The following is a 19,028-nucleotide window of genomic DNA, read 5'->3' as shown; positions in this document are numbered from 1 at the left end:
CCGGTGCCGACCGTCCTTTACCGGGCGCTCGGGGTGGGTGATGCTGACCGGCGTTGGAACGATGATCGACGGGGCGGGAGCGCCGGTCGGTGCAGAGGGGGAGACCGCCGTGGTGCGCGTGGAACTGTTGGGGCCGGTAAGGGCGTTCGCCGAGGACGGGACGCCCGTCGAGGTCGGCGGGGTGCGGCTGCGGATGCTCCTCGCCCGGCTCGCCCTCGAAGAGGGCCGGACGGTGCCCGTCGACTCGCTCGTCGGCGGCCTGTGGGGCGAGGAACCGCCGGCCGACGCGGCCAACGCGCTCCAGGCGCTGGTGTCCCGACTGCGCAGGTCGCTGCGCGGATCCGCGGCGGTGGAGTCCGCCTCCGGCGGCTACCGGCTGGAGCTGCGGGCCGAGGACCTGGACGTCCACCGCTTCGAGGAACTGACCGCCCGGGGTCGGCGCGCCCTGGCGGCCGGGCGCGCCGAGGAGGCGGCGCCGCTGTTCGCGACGGCGCTCGGGCCATGGCGCGGCCCGGCGCTCGCGGACGTGCGGGGCGCCCCCTACGCCGGTCCCGTCGCGACCCGGCTGGACGACCTGCGCAGCGCGGCGGTCGAGGACCGCTGCGACGCCGAGCTGCGGCTCGGCCGGCACGGGGAGGTGCTGGCCGATCTGGAAGAGGCCGCGGCCGAACGCCCGTTGAGCGAGCGGGTCGCCGGGCTGCGGATGCGGGCCCTGGTGGCCGCGGGGCGGCAGTCCGACGCCCTCGCCGTGTACGAGGAGCTGCGCGCGCGGCTCGGCGACGAACTCGGCGTCGACCCCTCGGCCGAGCTGCGGGAGGTCCATCTGTCCTTGCTGCGCGGCGAGTTGGAGATACCCGCCGAGCAGGCCGGGGCCGCACCGAGCCGGCTCCCCGCCCGGCTCACCAGCTTCGTCGGCCGTGACGACGAACTGGATCGGCTCGCCGGTCAGTTGACCGGCGGGCGGCTCGTGACCATCGTCGGCCCCGGTGGCGCGGGCAAGACCCGTCTCTCCTTCGAAGCGGCCACCCGGGACCGGGCCCACGCGCGCGGCCGGGTCTGGTTCGTGCCGCTCGCCGGCGTGAGCGCACCGGACCAGCTGGCCGACGCCGTACTGGGCGCCCTCAGCTCCACCGACGGCCGTCTCTACGACGCGGGCCAGGGGCAGCGGGCCACCCCGGTCGAGCGGATGGCCGGGCTCTTCGGCAGCGGCGACGCCCTGCTGCTGCTCGACAACTGCGAGCACCTCGTGGAGGCGGCGGCGGAACTGGCCGCCGAACTCCTGGACCAGCTGCCCGAGTTGCGGATCCTCGCCACCAGCCGTGAGGCCCTCGCCATCACCGGCGAATCCCTGTGCCACCTCGGCCCGCTCGACAGCCCGACGGGATCGCCCGACCCGGCCGAGGCCGTACGGTCGCCCGCCGTCCGGCTCTTCGTCGACCGGGCCACCGGAGTCCGGCCGGACTTCACGCTCGACGACGCCAGCCTCGACCCCGTGGTCGAGGTCTGCCGACGCCTCGACGGGATGCCGCTCGCCCTCGAACTGGCCGCGGCCAAGCTCCGCTCGATGAGCGTCGACCAGATCGCGCGCCGCCTCGACGACCGCTTCCGCCTCCTCGCCTCGGGCAGCCGCACCGCCCTGCCCCGCCAGCGCACCCTGCTCGCGCTCGTCGAGTGGAGCTGGGACCTGCTGGACGAGGCCGAGCGGGTCCTCGCCCGCCGGCTGTCGGTGTTTCCGGGCGGCGCGAGCGTCCCCGCCCTCGAAGCGGTCTGCGCGGACTCCTCGCTGCCGGTCGCCGACATCCCGTACGTCCTGGACGCCCTGGTCGAGAAGTCGCTGGTGCACACCGTCACCGAAGGGGCGGGCGAGCCGCGCTACCGGATGCTGGAGACGGTACGCGCGTACGCGGCGCGCCGGCTCGCGCAGGCGGAGCCCGGTGACGCCGTCATCCGGCGCTTCGCCGCGTACTTCCTGGCGCTGGCCGAGGAGCACGAGCCCCGGCTGCGCACCGGCGAACAGTTGCGCGCGGTCCAGGTCTTCGACGCCGAGCACGACAACCTCGTCCTCGCGCTGCGCACGGTCGCCCTGGCCGGGGATGCGGAGCTGGCGGCGCGCTTCGCCGGTGCGATGTTCTGGTACTGGGGGATCCGGGGGATGAGCACGCAGCTCGACGCGCATGCGCATCCGTACTCCGAGGAGGCCGGCGGGGGCACGGCGGCCGAGGGCGACTCGGCGACCGCGCGCGAGTTCCACCCGGCCCTGCTGCTCCTGCGGATGTCCCGGGCCTCCTACAAGGCGGGCGCGTCCGGCCGGGGCCGCGCGGGCACACCGTCCGCGGGCACATCGTCCACGGACCCGGCGCCCGCGGACCCGCTCGACTCGCCCGACCCCTGGGTGCGGGCCAGCGCCCACCTGGCCCGGGACTTCGCCCTCACCGAGCAGGGCGACCTGGTCACGGGCGCCGGTTCCCGGATCGAGGCGCTGCGCGGCTTCGAGCGGGTCGGCGACCGCTGGGGGCTGGTGATGAGCCTGCTCCCGATCGGCCGTGACCACTCGCTGCGCGGCGAGTACCCGCAGGCCATCGCCACCTTCGAACGGACCGTGGCGCTCAGCTCCGAACTCGGCACCGAGGACTACCTCTACCTCAGCAAGGCCCGGCTCGCCCGCGAGCGCCGCCGCAGCGGCGACCTGGCGGGCGCCTTCCGGGACCTGTACGCCGCGCACCGCCAGGCCCGCGAGCGCGGGCAGCTGCGCCTGGAGGCGAACATCCTGGTGGGCCTGGCCAACGTCCACCGCCGGGCCGGTGACCTGGCGCAGTCCGACGCCACCCTCGACCGGCTCGAAGCGCTGGGCGCGCGCCGCCCCGCGCTGCGGGAGTTGGCCCGTGACCTGATCGTCAGCACCCGCATCGAGAACCGCCTCGCCGAGGGGGACGCCGTAGCGGCCAGGGCGCTGCTGCCCGAGGCGGCCGGTTCCCTCTTCGGCCAGGGAGCGGGGGCCGCGCTCGCCTGGGTGGCCGAGCTGCTGGGCGGACTGCGGACGGCGGAGGGCGCCCCCGCGGAGGGGGCCCGGGCGCTCGGCATGAGCCAGGTGATGCGCGGTGCCTTCGACTGGGGCGAGCCCGAGTGGCGCGAGCTGGTCGAGCGCATCGTGGCCGCCTCGGGCCGGGAGGAGTTCCAGCGGGCCTTCGACGAGGGGGCCGCGTACTCCCGCGAGGACGCCCTGCGGTGGCTGGAGGAGGAGACCCTGCGGGCGACGGCACCCGGCGGGTGAGGCGCACCCGGTCGCCCGCGAGCCCGGCCGCCCGGCCGCCCGGTCGCCCGTGCGGATGTACGAACGTGCGGACGTGCGGACGACCGGGCGGGGTCCGCTCCACCCCCGTGGGTGCGGACCCCGCCCGGTCGGGCTCGTCACCGCGGACCGGCTCGCTCGGAGCCCGGGTCCGCGCGGCTCATCCGGCGTTCTTGCGGTAGGCGCGCACCGCCAGCGGGAAGAAGACCACGATCACGCCGGCCATCCAGGCGAAGGCGCCGAACAGCGAGTCGGCGGCCGGCCCGCCGTTCAGCAGGCCGCGCACCGCGTCCGCCACCAGCGAGACCGGGTTGACGTCGGACCAGGCCCGCAGCCATCCGGCCATGCCGTTCCGGGGCACGAAGACGTTGCTGGCGAAGGTGAGCGGCAGGATCAGGACCGTCATCAGGCCCTGCACGGACGCGGGGTTCTTGATCAGCATGCCGAGGTAGACGGAGATCCAGGAGAAGCTGAGCGCGAAGCCGACGAGCAGGGCGAGCGCGGTGAGCGCGGCGACCGGGCCGGTCTGCACGCGGTAGCCCATGACCAGGGCGAGGACGGCCACGGTGGCCAGGCACAGGACGTACCGGACGATGTCGGCCAGGACGGCGCCGATCAGGGGGCTGGAGCGGGCGATCGGCATGCTGCGGAACCGGTCGAAGATCCCGGTGCTGGCGTCCGCGCAGAGCGAGGCGCCGATGCCGATGCTCGCTTGGAAGACGGCCATGACCATGACGCCGGGGACGACGAGCCGCAGGTAGCCGTCGGTGTCGCCGCCGGACATGGCGTCCCCGAAGAGGTAGACGAACATCAGCAGGCTGATGATCGGGGTGAGGACCACGTCGACCAGCTGGATCGGCGACTTCATGAACTTGGTGACGCCACGACCGGCGAGGGCGAGGCTGTGCCGCGCGGTCTGCGCGGGGCCGATCCGGCGCGGGGAAGCGGCGTCGGCGCCGCGCGACCGGGTGGGGAGGGGCTGGGCGCTGAGGGACTGGGTGCTCATGACGGGTGACCTCTCGGGAGAGTCTGCGCGGGGCGGGGAAGCCGGTGGAGCCGGCTGCGGCGGGCCGGCGATCCGGTGGGGCCGGTGATCCGGCGGGGCCGGTCGGCGGTGGGGCCGGGGCTCAGGCGGCTGCGACGGGTCGGTCGGTGGCGGGCCGGTCGGCGGTGACGGTGGGCGCGTGTCCGGTCAGCGCGAGGAAGACCTCGTCGAGGCTGGGCAGGCGCAGGCCGAGCTCGTCGGCGGTGATCCCGGCGCCGTCCAGGCGGCGGGCGACCGCGGCGACGACCAGCGGGTCGTCGGCGGGCACGGTGAGCACGCCCGAGTCCTGCGCCGGGGCGTGTCCGGTCAGCTCGGTGAGCATCCCCGCGACCTGCGCCAGATCGGCGGGCAGGCTCGGCCGGACCTGGAGGATCTGCCCGCCGACCCGGCGCTTGAGTTCACCGGGGCGGCCTTCGGCGACCTTGCGGCCCTTGTCGAAGACGGTGATGGAGTCGGCGAGCTGGTCGGCCTCCTCCAGGTACTGCGTGGTGAGCAGCACCGTGGAGCCGTCGGCGACCAACTGGCGCACCACGTCCCAGACTTCCTGCCGGGCGTGCGGGTCCAGGCCGGTGGTGGGCTCGTCCAGGAAGAGCACCTGGGGCCTACCGACCAGGGAGGCGGCCAGGTCGAGGCGCCGCCGCATGCCGCCGGAGAAGGTGGCGATCGGCTTGCGGGCCGCCTCGGCGAGGGAGAACTTCTCCAGCAGCTCCGCGCCCCGCGCCTTCGCGTCCCGCCGGGACAGGCCGAGCAGCCGCCCGATGAGCACCAGGTTCTCCTCGCCCGAGAGGGTCTCGTCGACGGAGGCGTACTGCCCGGTGAGCCCGATCAACTGCCGCACCCGGACGGGGTCCTTGAGGATGTCGTGGCCGCCGATGCTGGCGTGTCCGGCGTCGGGGCGGGCCAGCGTGGCGAGGATGCGCACGGTGGTCGTCTTGCCCGCGCCGTTGGGCCCCAGGACGCCGACGACCTTGCCCGCGGGGACCTCCAGGTCGACGCCGTCCAGGGCGGTGAAGTCCCCGTACTTCTTGACCAGTCCTTCGGCCCGGATCGCGTATCCCATGCTCAACAACTCCTCGTCAGGTCATCGCCGTTCTTGATGACCCGGACGATGCCGGCCCCGGCTGACAGCCCCCGGACAGCCCGCTGACAGCGCCCGCCACCCGCTGTCAGGCGGGGACGGGCGCTGTCAGGAGAGGTCCGGGCGAGGTCGGGGGAGGTCCGGGCGAGGGCTGTCGGCGGAGGCCGGGTGGGCCGGGGCGGGGCCCGGTGGGGTCAGGCCGCGGCGGCGGTTCGTGCGCGGTCCGGGGTCTCCTGGTGCGCGACGCGGCGCCGCCGGGTCGGCAGGCCCAGGGTCGGGTTGGCGACGCTCCAGGCCGCGCCCTTGCAGATCATCTCCTTGTAACGGGCGGCCGTGCGGCCCGTCAGGGCCCGCTCCACCGCGCGGTCGTCGGCGGTGACGAACTGGATCAGCCCGTTCGTCCGGCCGAGCGAGATGCACTGCTGCGCGTAGCGGATCCCGATGCCGGGGACCTCCGCGCCGGTGAGGCGGGCGGCGAGGGCGTCGGCGGCCTGCCAGGCCATCGGGATGCCCGAGGCGCAGGACATGCGCAGCGGCTTGTCGCCGGGGCCCATCGCCATGGCCGCGTCGCCCACGGCGTAGACGTCCGGGTGGGAGACCGAGCGCATCGTGGAGTCGACGACGATCTGTCCGTTGTCGGTGTGTTCCAGGGTGGTGGCCCGGGCGATCGGGTGGACCGCGAATCCGGTGGTCCAGACGGTGACGTCGGCGGGGACGGTCCGGCCGTCCTCGGTGGTGATGCGGTCGGCTTCCACGGCCTCGACCGAGGCGTGCTCGTGGACCGTGATGCCGAGCCCGTCCACGACCCCGCGCAGGTGCGCGCGCCCCTTCTCCGAGAGCCAGTCACCGAGGACTCCGCGGGCGGCGAGGTGGACGTCGAGGTCCGGGCGGGCCTCGGCGAACTCGGTGGCCGCCTCCAGCCCGGTCAGTCCGCCGCCGACCACGGTCACGGACCCGCCCGCCTCCAGGGCGGCCAGGCGGTCGCGCAGCCGGCGGGCGCCCGGACGGCTGGAGACCTCGTGGGCGTGCTCGGCCGCGCCGCGGACGCCCCCGTCGTGCCAGCCGCTGCCGAGGGCGTAGACGAGGGTGTCGTACCCCAGCTCGGTCTCCGGCTGGGCCCCCCGGGCGCCGGCCGGGGCGGCGAGCGTCACCGTCTTGGCGTCCGCGTCCACGGCGGTGACCCGCGCGAGCCTCAGTTCCACTCCGGTGCCGGCGAACATCTCCTCGAACGGCCGGGGCCGCAGGTCCTGGCCGGCCGCGAGCTGGTGCAGCCGGACGCGCTCGACGAAGTCGGGCTCGGGGTTGACGAGGGTGATGGCGACGTCCGCGCGGTGCAGTCGCTTGGCGAGACGACCGGCTACGACGGCACCGGTGTAGCCGGCTCCGAGGACGACGATGCGGTGCTCCATGTCCGTGCTCCTGTCTGGGCGGGTCCGCCGTTGTCCGGCGTGGCTCCGCACCTTGAACCGGACAGCCCCGCGATTCCTGACGGGCGCTGCATGTGACCTGGGTCACATGCGGCGCGGAGGGGTCGGCGGAAGGGGGCGGCGGGAGGGGTCAGAGCGTGAAGAGCGGGGCCTCCTCGTGGCCCGCGGCGGCCCACCGGGCGCCCGCGCGGACGAGCTTGTCCGGGTTGACCTGGCTGCGGATCGCGACGATGCCCTCGGGGGTGACCTCCAGGCAGATGACCCCGATGAGCCGCCCCTCGACGAGGGCGATCACGGCGGGCTCGCCGTTGGCGGTGGTGGCGTAGACCTCGGGCGTGCCGCCGGCGATGGCCCGCTTGGCCTTGCCGGGCTTGAACAGGCCGCGCATGAAGGTGGCGACCGCGAGCGCGCCCTCGAAGGCCTTCGCGCGGGCCGGAACCTTGCCGCCGCCGTCGCCGACCGCGACGGCGTTCTGGGTGAGCAGCTGGACCAGCGGCTCGGTACGACCGCTGGTCGCCGCGGCCAGGAACTCCTCGACGATGCGCAGGGCGGCGGCCTCGTCGATCTCGGTGCGCACCTTGCCGTCGGCGACGTGCTTCTTGGCCCGGTGGTAGATCTGCTGGCTGGCGGACTCGGTGATGTCCAGGATCTCGGCGACCTCCCGGTGCGGGTAGTCGAAGGCCTCGCGCAGGACGTACACCGCCCGCTCGCCCGGCGACAGGCGCTCCAACAGGACCAGTACGGCGTACGAGACGGACTCCCGCTGCTCGGCGGTGTCGGCCGGGCCGAGCATCGGGTCCCCGCTGAGCAGTGGCTCGGGCAGCCACTGCCCCACGTAGGTCTCGCGCCGGGCGCGGGCCGAAGTCAGCTGGTTGAGGCAGAAGTTGGTGAGGACCTTCGTCAGCCAGGCCTCCGGCACCTCGATCCGCCCGATGTCGGCCGCCTGCCAGCGCAGGAACGTCTCCTGGACGGCGTCCTCCGCCTCGCCGGCCGAGCCGAGCATCCGGTAGGCGATGGCCTCCAATCGGGGCCTGGCGGCCTCGAACCGGTCCACATCAGTCGCGATCAGTGCCATGCCCGCGATCGTAGGCCGCCGTGCGGCGCAGTGGCAGCTCGGGCACCGCTCTATGGCAGGTGTGCGGGGCGCGCGGGGTGCGCAGGACCGTCGTCCGTGCCCGGTCGCAGCCGGAAGAGGTCGAGGTGCTCCCGGAGGAAGGCCTCCAGGGTCCGGGGCGGCCGGCCGAGGACGCGCGCGACCGTGCCGTCGGGCGCTTCGGGGTGGGTGGTGGCCATGCGCTGGATCTCGACGACGTGGGCGGCGAGCCAGTCGGGCATGCGGGCGGTGGTGGTGAGGTGGCGGTGCAGCTCCGGGCCGGGCAGGTCGACGTAGCGCACGGGGCGCTCCAGCAGGCCGGTGAGCAGGTCGGTGAGCTGGGTGTGGCGGTAGGTCCGGTCGCCGGTCAGGGTGTAGGCGTGCCCGGCGATCTCGGGGCGGGTCAGCGCGGCCGCCGCCACGTCGGCGATGTCGCGGCAGTCGATGTAGTTGCAGGCCGCGTCCGCCGTGGCGCCGGCGACGACGCCGCCCGCGGCGACCCCGGGGGCGAGCAGGAGCAGCTTCTGCATGAACGCGTACGGGCGCAGCACGGTGTGGCGCATCCCCGATTCCCGCAGGGCCACCTCGATGGCGTGGTGTCCGCGGGCGATGGCCACGGGCGAGTCGGGGCCGCCGGCGCCGGGGGCGGAGAGCTTGACGACGTGCCCGATCCCGCTCGCCGCGGCCGCGGCGATGGCGTTGGTCTCCAGGGCGACCTGGGCGGGGCCGTTGGCCATGGTGAGGAAGAGCTGGCTCGCGCCGCGGAAGGCGGCCCGCAGCGAGTCGGGGTCGGCGGCGTCGGCGCCCACGACCTCCGTCCGGGACGGGGCCGCATTGTCGCGTCCGGCGCCGTCGCGTCCGGCGCCGTCGAGTGCGGCGCGGAGCCGTTCGGGCTCGCGGCTCAGTGCCCGGGTGGGTTCTCCGAGTGCGGTGAGGCGGTGCAGGAGTGCGCTCCCGGTGGCTCCGGTGGCTCCCATGACGACGATCATGCGGTGTCCTTCCTGGTCGAGATGGGCTGGGCTCCGTACCAGCGCCAGGTGGTGATGGTGGCGGCGAGCGCCGCGGACAGCGGCAGGTCCAGCCGCAGGCGTCCGGGCCACGCCGAGCCCGACGGGAACGGCGCGGGCCATGCGTCAAGGCCCCGGACGGCGAGGTACGCGACCGCGGCCGCGAGGGCCGCCCCCACCAGCCCGGCCCCCACCGCCCGTACGGCCTTCGGCGGGGCGACGGCCCGGGGGGCGCGGACGCCACGGCGCCGGAGCCGGCTCCCGGTGAGGGCGGCGACGAGCGCCGAGGTGCCCGCGATGGAGGTGAGCGCGGCGACGGTCAGGTCGGGCCGGCCCGTGAGCAGCCCCCCGGCCCCGGCGCTCAGGGCGGGGGCGGCGTAGGCGATCAGAACATCGGGCCAGAGGGCGGTCGTCGTGGCGGTCGTACGGCTTCTTCGATCCCTCATAATTAGGTGCCTAACTATATGGATATGCGAACGGGCGGACCTACGCGTCCGCCGGGACGTACGGCTGGGCTGGGCTGGGCTGCGCTGGACTCGGGCTACTGGTCGGTCAGGGCGCCGATGCCCCGGGTGATCCGGGAGAGCAGGTCGAGGAAGACGGTCCGCTCCTCGATGCTCAGGTCGGCCACCATCGCCTGGAGCCGGCGGAAGTGGTCCGGGGCCAGGTCGCGCAGCTTCTGCGCGCCGCGCGCGGTCAGCACGACCACCGCGCCGCGGCCGTCCTCGGCGGACGGGCGTCGCAGGACGAGCCCGTCCTTCTCCAGGGAGTCGACGAGTCCGCTGACCGTCGCGCGGGAGACGCCGAGGCTGGCGGCCAGGAGCGAGGGCGACTTCTCGCCCTCGCTGTCCTCCAGGTCCGAGAGGAGCCGGTAGCGACCGGTGGACAGCCCGAACCGGGAGAAGTGCACCTCGCTGGCCTGGCCGAGCCGGGCGCCGGCCGCCATGAGGCGTACGGCGACCAGTACGGCCTGGGGGTCGGAATCGAGGCCGTAGTGCTGGATCTGGCGCCGGGCCTGATCCAGTGTCGGGATCTCCTCGGCCGGGTCCCTCTGTGCGTCCATGGACATAATATGGAGCCTAACTACTGGCTCTGTCAAGGAGGATCGAGGGGGGCCGAGGGGGGCCGAGGAGGGTTACGAGCCCACCAGCCGCGTCCTGACCAGATGCTCGGCCTGCTCGGCCTGTTCCGAGAGCTCGGTGCGGCGGGCGTGTTCGGTGGAGTTCTCGATCTCCTTGCGCAGGGCGCGCTCGGTGCGCAGCACCGTCGCCCTCGGCACCGGCACCCGCTGTCCGGGCCGCTCGGTGAAGGGCCGCAGTTCTCCGGCGAGCGAGTGGGCGTCCTCGGACGTCCCGCGACGCAGGGAGAGGAACACCCGGGAGAGCCAGTCGGCCGGGATCTGCACCATGGAATCAGTCATATAGGTGCAACGACGGCCCCGCGCGACCGTGACGGAGAACCGCCCGTCTGGCCATACGGTCCCCGAGCCGGCGAGGTCATCCCACCGGGCCGGCGGACCATTCCACGAGCGGGGGCGACACCCGGGCGCAGAGCGGCAGCCCCCTGCCGTCGGTGAGCCCGAGGCGGGCGCGCAGCACCCCGGAACGCAGCGCGGCCCCGACGGTGTCCGGCGGGACGTCGCCGAGCATCAGCTTGGCCCGGCGGAACATCGTGAAGCTTCCGGCCGCGTCCACCGTGTCCCAGGACAAGTAGACGAACCGCTCGGCGGGCCGCCCCTGCACGTACGGCCCCGTGATGTCGACGACGCCGGATCCGGTCGGGGTCGCGGTGCACTCCAACACCCACGTGGCCGACGGCGCGTCGCCGGGCTGCGGATCGAGCAGCTCGTCCGCGCGCCCGCGCCGTTGGACGGCGACGTGCACGTCGCCGTAGCCGGGAAAGCCGGGCCCGGCGGCGAAGTCCCGCCCCGGCAGATCAGTGGCGTCGATCCGGATCAGCATGGCCCCATCATCGCGACGAACGCGCGGCGGTGCGCGCGCTCCTGGCCCGGCGCGGCACCCCCGCGACCGCGCCGGACCGGTACATCAAGCTCCACCCCGACTACCTCGCACGCATCGCCCCGCAGGACCGGGATCGCCGAACTCCCGCGCCACTGAACTCGATACTCGACGTCAGCCGGCCTTTCGGATGCTGTCGATGATGCGGGTCCAGTTGTCGCCGCCGTGTCCGTTCTCGATCGCGCGCCGGTAGTGGGCCTGGACGGCCAGGGGGAGCGCGAGGTCGAGGCCGATCGACGCGCTGGTTTCGACGATGTGGTCGGACGTCGCGCCCATCATGGTGACCGTGCTGAGGGCGCCGGGATGCTCTCCGGCGTCCAGGGCGGCGCCGGGAGTCTCTTCATTGGCCCTGAGAATGGCGCTGATCGAGTCCGTGAAGGAGAGCAACTCCGGCAACGTCTCCGCTGCCTTCATCCCCGCGGTGCCCAGCATCGCGGTGGCATGCATCAATGCGGACAAGGTGGTGAGGAACACCGCGAGTTGGGCCTGGTACATCATCTGGGCGAGGCCGGGATCCTCGCCCAGGTGCTTCAACGTGCCGAGCAGGGCCAAGGGCGCCCGATGGCTCTCCAGGACCTCGGCGGGGCCGCTGTAGTAGACGAAGCCCGCCTCCGTACCCACCATCGGCGCCGGCACCATGACCCCACCGGTGAGGAAGGCGGCCCCGTGGCCCGCGGCCCAGGCCGCCGCCTCGCGCGTGCGGTCGGGGGTGTCGGAGCTCAGGTTGACCAGGGTCCGGCCGGCGAGCGATGCGGTGGCGCCGTCGAGGACGTCGTACATCGCCGGGTAGTCCGTGAGGCTGAGGAGCACGAGGTCGCTCGCCTCGACCGCCTCGCCCGGTGTCGCCGCGAGCGCCGCCCCGTCGGCGACGACGCCGTCGGCCCGGCTGGCGGTGCGGTTCCAGACGGTGACCGGGTGGCCGGCGGCGAGGAGGGCGCGGGTCATGGCCTGACCCATGGGCCCGAGCCCGAGGACGGTGACGGCGCTGTTCTGCCTGGTGGCGGTGCTGGTGGCGGTGCTGGTGGCGGTGGTGGTGTGCTGCTGGTGTTGCTGCTGTTGTTCGTTCACTCCTCCATGCTCGGAGAGCACCACTATTCTCGGAAGTACCCACTAATTACTTCGGTACTTACCTTTCAGTAAGGGGATCAGCGGTGGCCAAGGCACCGAGGCGCGGGCCTTACATCTGTGGCATCGACGCAGCGCTCGACGTGGTGAGCGGCAAGTGGAAGGGGCTGATCCTCTGGGAACTCGACGCCCATTCCGTACGCCGCTTCGCCCAGCTCCGCCGCGGTCTGCCCGGCGTGAGCGAGAAGATGCTGACGCAACACCTGCGGGAGATGGAGCAGGACGGCCTGGTGCACCGGAAGGTCTATGCCGAGGTGCCGCCCCGGGTGGAGTACTCCCTGACCGAGCACGGACACACGCTCAACCGAGCGCTCGGGCCCCTCGGCGCCTGGGGAGCCGACCGGGTGCGCCGCGAAGGCTCCGAGGTGGTCGAGGTGACCGGGGTGACGGGGGTGGTCGGGGTGACCAGGGCGGCCGAGGCCGCCCCGCACGGCTAGGCCATGCCGGCCCGGTGGTCCGGGTGGCGAGGGCTCCAGCCGAGCTCCCGGGTCGCCTTCGCGTGCGAGACCCGCAGCCGGGTGTCCAGCATGAGCGCGCCGAGGTACGGGACCATCAGGCGCAGCGCCCAGGCGGGAAGCCGGAGTTGGCGTCCGCCACGCGCCGTGGCGAGCTCGCCCCAGTCGGACGGCCGGTCGTCGACGATGTTGTACGCCTCGCCCTCCCCGCCCCGCGCCAGTGCGGCGACGGTGGCCTCGGCGGCGTCCTCGACGTGGACCCACGGCACCACTCCGCCCCCGCCCATGGGGACAGGGGTGGTCCGGCTGCCGGGAGTGGGGTCGAACCAGGTTCCCGGGCCGTAGAACACTCCGTACCGCAGCGCGGTGCCCGCCACGTGGTCCGCGGCGAAGAGCCGGCCCTCGGCTTCCAGGAGTCCGGTGATGACGTGGTCGGCGACGGTGCCGCCGCGGACGCCGAAGGGGTCCTCCTCGGTGAGGACCCGGTCGCCGTGGTCGCGGTAGCCGTAGCCGAGGACGAGGGACTGGGTGAGGAACCTGCCGGCCCCGAGCACCCCGGCGGCCTCCAGCAGGTTCGCCGTGCCGCGTGCGCGCAGCAGGTTGCTGGGGTCGTCCGCGGTCAGAGTCCGCTTGGGCGCCTTGAGCGCGGTCAGCTGGTGGATCACGGCGTCGGCCGAGAGGCCGTCCAGGGCGCGCAACAGGCCGTCCCGGTCGAGCGCGTCCGCGGGCACGGGTTCGGCGCCGAGAGCCCGTACGGTCGAGGCGGAACCGTTCGTGCGGGCGAGCGCCAGCACCTCGTGCCCGTCGCGGATCAGCGCGCGGGTCAGCGGACGGCCGATGGCGCCGGTCGCCCCGGCGAGCAGGACTCTCATCGTCAACCTCCTGAAGTCGGCCTCGCGGCCCGGTGGGTACGACCAGAGGACAACATGAGCGGCCCGTACGCGACATCCCGACGGCCATCGCCCGGATGATCTCCGTCACCCCGGCCGCTTCGCCGGGGCCGCAGGTTCCGACGTGGTGGCGGCGCTACTCCCGGGGGAGTACGGGAGGGTCCGGGACGCCCGGGGGAGTACGGGCGATCTCCTGCGCCGGCGTGAGGGAACGGCCCTTCCGGGGCGGGACGCTGGAGGAGACCGGGCGGGCCGTCGGGGCCACCGGGCCGAGTTCAGGGGGAGGGCCCGTGATGGCGCGGACAGCGCGAACAGGTGGACACCGCAAGGTGGTTCCGTGGGGCGTTCTGGTGCTGTGGGTGATCGCGATCGCCGTCGCCGGGCCGTTCGCGGGCAGGCTCGCGGACGTACAGCGTGACGGGACAGCGGACTATCTGCCGTCGGGAGCCGACTCGACACAGGTGGCCAGGCTCCAGGAGAAGCTGCCCGGCGGCGAGGTGACCGGCGTGCTGCTCGTCTACCACCGCGACGGCGGGCTGACCGCCGCCGACCGGGCCACCGCCGAACGGCAGGTCGAGGAGGTCACGGTCCCGGCGGGTACGACGGGCACGGCGAGTACGGCGAGTACGGCGGGTACGGCGGGTACGACGGACGGCGGGTCAGGGTCCGCCGAGCACCGCGTGGCGCTCGCCGGGTCGAAGGATCCCCGGGACTTCGGCGCGAGCCTCCGCGGACCCGGTGTGCCGTCCGCGGACGGCACCACCCTCATGTACGCGGTGTCCACGACCGCGCCCGGCACGGACGACGCGGCGAAGAAGGCCTTCGTCGAGGCCGTACGGGACCATGCGCGCGGGACCGGCGGGCTGACCGTGTCGGTCGGCGGCGAAGGCGCCGTGGACGTCGACGCCAAGGAGGTGTTCGGCTCCATCGACGGGACGCTGATGCTGGCGACCGGCCTGGTGGTGGCCCTCCTCCTCATCCTCACCTACCGGAGCCCGGTCCTCTGGCTGGTGCCTCTGCTGGTGGTCGCGGCGGGTGCGCTCTGCGCCCGGGCCGCCGTCTACGGGCTCGCCTCCGGCTTCGGGCTCACCGTGACCAGTCAGAGCGCCGGGATCATGACGGTCCTGGTCTTCGGCGCGGGCACCGACTACGCACTGCTGCTCGTCGCCCGCTACCGCGACGAACTGCGCCGTACCCCCCTTCCCTACGAGGCGATGCGCACCGCGTTGCGCGGTGTCGGGCCGGCCGTGCTGGCCTCCTGCGGGACGGTCGTGGCGGGGCTGGCCTGCCTGCTCGCCGCGGACCTCAACAACATCCGCGGCCTCGGCCCGGTCGGCGCGGTGGGCGTCCTGTGCGCGCTGGTCGCGATGATGACGCTGTTGCCGGCGATCCTGGTACTGCTCGGGCGGCGGGTGTTCTGGCCGCTGATCCCCGCGTACGGCAGCGGACACGAGCAGCGCGGCCGGGGCGTCTTCGCCGCGATGGGGAGTTCGGCGGGCAAGCGGCCGGTCGCCGTGCTCGTGACGGGAGTCGTGCTGCTCGGCGCGCTGGCGCTCGGTGTGTTCAACCTGCCCGGGGCGCTCAAGAGGGAGGACGCTTTCACCGACAAGCCCGAGTCGATCGCCGCCATGGGAACGCTGGCCGAGGCCTTCCCGGATCGCAGCAGCCGGCCCATCGAGGTCATGGCGCCCACCGGAGCGGCCGACCGGATCCTCGCCGGAGCCAGGTCCGTCGAAGGCGTCGCGAGTGCGGCGAAGGGCCGCGAGGGCGGCGGCTGGACCGAGATCGCCGTCACCACCGGGGCCGCGCCGGAGTCCGCGGGGGAGAGCGCCGCCATCGATCGGCTGCGGGCCGAACTCGACGGCGCGCACGTGGGCGGCGCGAGCGCCCGGCAACTCGACCTGGCCGCGGCCCATGCCGACGACCGCCTGATCGTCATCCCCCTCGTTCTCGCTTCGGTGCTGCTCGTCCTCGTCCTGTTGCTGCGCAGCCTCGTCGCCCCGCTGCTCCTGGTCACCGCCGTCGTGCTGGTGTGGGGGGCGGCGCTGGGGATCGGCGGACTGCTCTTCGGCCCGGTCCTCGGATTCGCCGGCGTCGATCCGGGGCTGCCCCTGCTGACCTTCGTCTTCCTGATCGCCCTCGGCGTCGACTACGGCATCTTCCTGATGCACCGCACCCGCGAGGAGACCCGGGGCGGCGCCGCACCGGGGCAGGCCGCGCTGACCGCGCTCCGCACCACCGGCGCGGTCATCGCCTCGGCCGGCATCGTCCTGGCGGCGACCTTCGCGGTGCTCGCCTCGTTGCCGCTGGTGATGTTCGTGGAGTTGGGCACGGTCGTCGCGGTCGGGGTGGTCCTGGACACCTTCCTCGTCCGCACGTACCTGGTGACCAGCGCGTGTGTGGTGCTCGGCCGCGGGGTGTGGTGGCCGGGCCGGCCTCCCGTCGCCCCGGTTGCCGTCGCGGGACCCGCTCCGGAGCTGGTCGGCGACCGGTGACGGGAGCGAGGATGTCCGGGTGGCAGAAGTGACCGACCCCCCGAGCGCGGCCGAGCACGTCTTGCGCGCACTGCACCAGGACCCCCTGTCGGCCGCGCACCCCACGCGGAACGACGCGCTGATCGCGGCCGGTGTCGCCCTGCTCAGCGGGGCCCTCGCGTACGCCGACACCGCGATGCGACCGGACGCGCTCGGGTGGGCCCTGCTCGCCTGCTGCGTCCTGCTCCTGGTGTGGCGGCGGCGCCATCCGCTCGGGGTGGTGGTCGCGGTCGTCGCCTGCGTGGCCTCGTACCAACTGCTCGACAACGCCCACGCCGCCCCCGTACCGGCCGCGATACTCGCCCTGTACACCGTGGCCGCCACCGGTACGGTCCGCCGGACGGTGGCGGTCGGCGTGGGCGTCGTGGGCTTCGCGGCGAGCGCCATGTCGTCCAACGGCGTTCACCGCGTCCTGGACGTACTGCGCACCTCCGGCTGGCTGGTGGCGGCCCTCGTGCTCGGCGTCGCCGTCCGCAACTACCGCACGTACCTCGCCGAGGAGAGCGCCCGGGCCGAACAGGCCAACGACCGCAAGATCGCGGAGGAGCGCCTGCGGATCGCCCGCGACCTGCACGACCTGCTGGCCCACAGCATCACGCTGATCGGTGTCCGTACGTCGATCGCCGCCCACGTCCTGGCCGTGGATCCGGACCGGCTCGACCGGGCGGCGATCGCCGAGGCGCTGGACTCCATCGCCGACACCTGCCGCGAGGCCCGTACGGAGCTCCGCACCACCCTGACCGTCCTGCGCGCCGACGAACGCGGGCCGCTGCCGGACCTGGCGGGGCTGTCCGATCTGGTCCGTACGGCCGAGGCGGAACTGACCGTGGACACCGCCGGAGTCCATGTCCCGCCGGCCGTGGGGGCCGCCGCCTACCGCATCGTCCAGGAGTCGCTGACCAACGCGGTACGCCACGCCGGGCCGGGCGCCACCGTCCGGGTCCGTGTGGCGGCGGCGGACGGGGCCCTGCGGCTCACCGTCAGCGACGACGGCCGGGGCCCGGGAACGGGTTCCACCACCCCGGGCTTCGGCATCGTCGGCATGGGCGAGCGGGCCCGCAGCGTGGGCGGCACCGTCCGGACGGGCCCCCGCTCCGGCGGTGGCTTCGAAGTCGCGGCGAGCCTGCCGCTCCCACCCCGTTCCCCGGAGGCCTCCGCGTGACCACACCGCCCGAAGGTCAGGACCGCGCCATCCGGGTGCTGCTCGCCGACGACCAGACGCTGGTACGGGCGGCCTTCGCGATGCTCGTCGAATCGGCTCCCGACATGGTGGTCGTCGGACAGGCCGGCAACGGGCGGGAAGCGGTGGAACTGGCCCGCACCGAGCGGGCCGACGTCGTCGTGATGGACATCAGGATGCCGGGCACCGACGGCATCGAGGCGACGCGGCTGATCGCCTCCACCGAGGACCTGGCCGGGGTGAAGGTCCTGGTCCTCACGACGTACGACACCGACGAGAACGTGGTCGAAGCGCTGCGGTCCGGGGCCTCCGGCTTCCTCGTGAAGGACACCAGGCCGGCCGAACTGCTGGCCGCCATCCGCACGGTTGCCGGGGGTGAGGCGCTTCTTTCACCGGGCCCGACGGCCCGACTGATCGCCCGGGTCCTGCGCACCCCGAACTCTGCCCCGGCCCCCGCCGCCCTCGACCCGCTCTCCGACCGGGAACGGGAAGTCCTCACGCTCGTGGCCAAGGGCCTCAACAACACGGAGATCGCCGACGCGTTGGCCCTGAGTCCCCTCACCGCGAAGACCCATGTGAGCCGGATCATGGGGAAAATGGGGATACGCGACCGGGCGCAGCTCGTGATCACGGCGTACGAATCAGGACTCGTGGTGCCGGGAGACCATGCGCCATGAGCCCGTCCTCCCCGTCCGGTGGGGCAGGGAACGCGGCGCACGGGGAGGCGCCGCGTGTGACCGTCGCTCGCCTCAGTCCGAGGCCGGGGGGTCGGACGATTCGGCGGCGCGGCGGTATTCGGCGTTGATGCGCTGGGCTTCTTCGAGTTGGTCCTCGAGGATGATGATGCGGCAGGCGGACTCGATGGGGGTGCCCTGATCGACGAGTTCGCGGGCGCGGGCGGCGATGCGCAGCTGGTAGCGGGAGTAGCGGCGGTGTCCGCCCCCGGAGCGCAGCGGGGTGATGAGGCGGGCTTCGCCCAGGGCTCTGAGGAACCCCTGGGTGGTGCCGATCATCTCGGCGGCCCGGCCCATCGTGTACGCGGGGTAATCGTCGTCGTCGAGACGGCCGAACGAGTCGTCTGCTGTCATTGCACCTCTCTCATGGAACGCGTGGAGGGGCCTTGGTGCCATATGGCACCAAGGCCCCGAAGGAACTACTACACCATCTGCCGGCCCTGATACTGCACCGGCCTTCTGATTCCGCCGACCCGACCGAGCTGCTGTCGGGGGTGCGGGGATCGCGGTTGCTTGACCGGAGACCACCTCACTATCGATGTCCTGCGGTACCCGGGCTCAGACTTCCGCCCGGGCGATCCTGATGGCGCTCGGCTCCTCCGTTCTTCCCTCGCTGATCAACTACTTGTCAAACGGGTGTATCGAACCACTGGTACTGCTCATGGCGGCCCCTGACCACTGCGGGCCACCCGGTCCGGTCGTCAGCTCCGTCGCCGTCCTGCGAAAACCCTGGCTTCGGAACTCCACCGCCGCACCGTCCTGCGCACTGCGACTGCGAATACTGCTGCCCGGCAGTTCGTCTCTGCCGGGCCCTGCTGTCTCTCTGGGCTACGAGAGAAACCATAACCACGACGCAGGCCAATGTCTACTCCAGCCGAGATAGATTTTCGCGCGCACCGAGGGCAGCTAGACCTCTGCGGTCAGCCCAGCATCTGTAAGCGGCCTGCACTGCAGGTCAGACGCTCGGGAGGGCACGCGCGGAGCGTGTGGGGATCGCGCGGGGATCGGCTCCCGAGGCCGTGTGGAGGCGAGTACGCGAGAAGGGCCCGACCGGCATATGCCGGTCGGGCCCTTGAAGCGGTGCCGGTGGCGGCGCGCGCCCGGGCAGCCCCGCCGACCGGGAAACGGGGTGCGCGCGCCCCCGGAGCCGGCG

17 protein-coding genes are annotated in these 19,028 nt (G+C 73.6%); 5 read left to right on the top strand and 12 right to left on the bottom strand.

The features are described from left to right. Window positions 1-109: 109 nt before the first annotated feature. Window positions 110-3,271: an ATP-binding protein gene (locus ACIBEA_RS27315; RefSeq protein WP_399265294.1), complete on the top strand. Its 3,162-nt coding sequence runs from the start codon at window positions 110-112 to the stop codon at window positions 3,269-3,271. A 178-nt stretch (window positions 3,272-3,449) separates the two neighbouring features. Here the strand turns inward: ACIBEA_RS27315 and ACIBEA_RS27310 are convergent, their stop codons facing one another. The 10 genes from ACIBEA_RS27310 to ACIBEA_RS27265 all read right to left on the bottom strand — a co-directional run bounded on the left by ACIBEA_RS27310 (window position 3,450) and on the right by ACIBEA_RS27265 (window position 12,025). Beyond that, a complete protein-coding gene (locus tag ACIBEA_RS27310; RefSeq protein WP_399265292.1) occupies window positions 3,450-4,295 on the bottom strand; it encodes an ABC transporter permease in 846 nt (281 codons plus the stop codon). Window positions 4,296-4,416: 121 nt separating this feature from the next. Continuing rightward, on the bottom strand, window positions 4,417-5,394 hold the full coding sequence (locus ACIBEA_RS27305; protein ID WP_399265290.1) for an ATP-binding cassette domain-containing protein: 978 nt from the start codon (window positions 5,392-5,394) through the stop codon (window positions 4,417-4,419). A gap of 212 nt (window positions 5,395-5,606) precedes the next feature. Further along, window positions 5,607-6,821 (bottom strand): NAD(P)/FAD-dependent oxidoreductase, encoded by a 1,215-nt coding sequence (locus ACIBEA_RS27300; RefSeq protein WP_399265288.1) that lies wholly within the window; start codon window positions 6,819-6,821, stop codon window positions 5,607-5,609. 148 nt (window positions 6,822-6,969) lie between these two features. Then, window positions 6,970-7,914, bottom strand: coding sequence for an RNA polymerase sigma factor SigJ (gene sigJ, locus ACIBEA_RS27295; protein ID WP_399265286.1), 945 nt, complete (start codon window positions 7,912-7,914; stop codon window positions 6,970-6,972). A 50-nt stretch (window positions 7,915-7,964) separates the two neighbouring features. Next, window positions 7,965-8,921, bottom strand: coding sequence for an NAD(P)H-binding protein (locus ACIBEA_RS27290; RefSeq protein ID WP_399265284.1), 957 nt, complete (start codon window positions 8,919-8,921; stop codon window positions 7,965-7,967). Beyond that, window positions 8,918-9,385, bottom strand: coding sequence for a hypothetical protein (locus ACIBEA_RS27285; RefSeq protein ID WP_399265282.1), 468 nt, complete (start codon window positions 9,383-9,385; stop codon window positions 8,918-8,920). Before ACIBEA_RS27285 ends, ACIBEA_RS27290 begins: the two co-directional genes overlap by 4 nt. Window positions 9,386-9,480: 95 nt before the next feature. Then, window positions 9,481-10,002, bottom strand: coding sequence for a MarR family winged helix-turn-helix transcriptional regulator (locus ACIBEA_RS27280; RefSeq protein ID WP_399265280.1), 522 nt, complete (start codon window positions 10,000-10,002; stop codon window positions 9,481-9,483). A 72-nt stretch (window positions 10,003-10,074) separates the two neighbouring features. Further along, a complete protein-coding gene (locus ACIBEA_RS27275; protein ID WP_399265278.1) occupies window positions 10,075-10,347 on the bottom strand; it encodes a hypothetical protein in 273 nt (90 codons plus the stop codon). An 88-nt stretch (window positions 10,348-10,435) separates the two neighbouring features. After that, window positions 10,436-10,900 (bottom strand): DUF5990 family protein, encoded by a 465-nt coding sequence (locus ACIBEA_RS27270; protein WP_399265276.1) that lies wholly within the window; start codon window positions 10,898-10,900, stop codon window positions 10,436-10,438. Window positions 10,901-11,071: 171 nt separating this feature from the next. Further along, complete coding sequence (locus tag ACIBEA_RS27265; RefSeq protein WP_399265274.1) at window positions 11,072-12,025, bottom strand: NAD(P)-dependent oxidoreductase; 954 nt, start codon at window positions 12,023-12,025, stop codon at window positions 11,072-11,074. An 83-nt stretch (window positions 12,026-12,108) separates the two neighbouring features. Here ACIBEA_RS27265 and ACIBEA_RS27260 point away from each other — a divergent pair, with 83 nt between their 5' ends. Continuing rightward, window positions 12,109-12,519, top strand: coding sequence for a winged helix-turn-helix transcriptional regulator (locus tag ACIBEA_RS27260; protein ID WP_399265272.1), 411 nt, complete (start codon window positions 12,109-12,111; stop codon window positions 12,517-12,519). On the opposite strand, the gene ACIBEA_RS27255 is transcribed toward ACIBEA_RS27260, so the two are convergent. After that, window positions 12,516-13,409, bottom strand: coding sequence for an NAD-dependent epimerase/dehydratase family protein (locus tag ACIBEA_RS27255; protein WP_399265270.1), 894 nt, complete (start codon window positions 13,407-13,409; stop codon window positions 12,516-12,518). The genes ACIBEA_RS27260 and ACIBEA_RS27255 overlap by 4 nt on opposite strands. A gap of 311 nt (window positions 13,410-13,720) precedes the next feature. Here ACIBEA_RS27255 and ACIBEA_RS27250 point away from each other — a divergent pair, with 311 nt between their 5' ends. The 3 genes from ACIBEA_RS27250 to ACIBEA_RS27240 are packed head-to-tail and all read left to right on the top strand — an operon-like array spanning window position 13,721 to window position 17,818. Further along, the gene (locus ACIBEA_RS27250) at window positions 13,721-15,922 is read left to right on the top strand and encodes an MMPL family transporter (protein WP_399265268.1); all 2,202 of its coding nucleotides are present in this window, start codon (window positions 13,721-13,723) and stop codon (window positions 15,920-15,922) included. Window positions 15,923-15,941: 19 nt separating this feature from the next. Then, the gene (locus ACIBEA_RS27245; RefSeq protein ID WP_399265266.1) at window positions 15,942-17,123 is read left to right on the top strand and encodes a sensor histidine kinase; all 1,182 of its coding nucleotides are present in this window, start codon (window positions 15,942-15,944) and stop codon (window positions 17,121-17,123) included. Next, window positions 17,120-17,818, top strand: coding sequence for a response regulator (locus ACIBEA_RS27240; RefSeq protein ID WP_399265264.1), 699 nt, complete (start codon window positions 17,120-17,122; stop codon window positions 17,816-17,818). The genes ACIBEA_RS27245 and ACIBEA_RS27240 overlap by 4 nt, the downstream gene beginning before the upstream one ends. Window positions 17,819-17,890: 72 nt before the next feature. On the opposite strand, the gene ACIBEA_RS27235 is transcribed toward ACIBEA_RS27240, so the two are convergent. After that, the gene (locus ACIBEA_RS27235; RefSeq protein WP_399265262.1) at window positions 17,891-18,229 is read right to left on the bottom strand and encodes a MerR family transcriptional regulator; all 339 of its coding nucleotides are present in this window, start codon (window positions 18,227-18,229) and stop codon (window positions 17,891-17,893) included. Between the last annotated feature and the right edge of the window lie 799 nt (window positions 18,230-19,028).

Origin of the sequence: Streptomyces sp. NPDC051555 (genome assembly GCF_044454405.1) — a bacterium.
GTDB lineage: Bacteria > Actinomycetota > Actinomycetes > Streptomycetales > Streptomycetaceae > Streptomyces.
The sequence above is the reverse complement of the archived record's forward strand: the minus strand, read 5'-3'. Positions and strand labels throughout refer to the sequence as shown.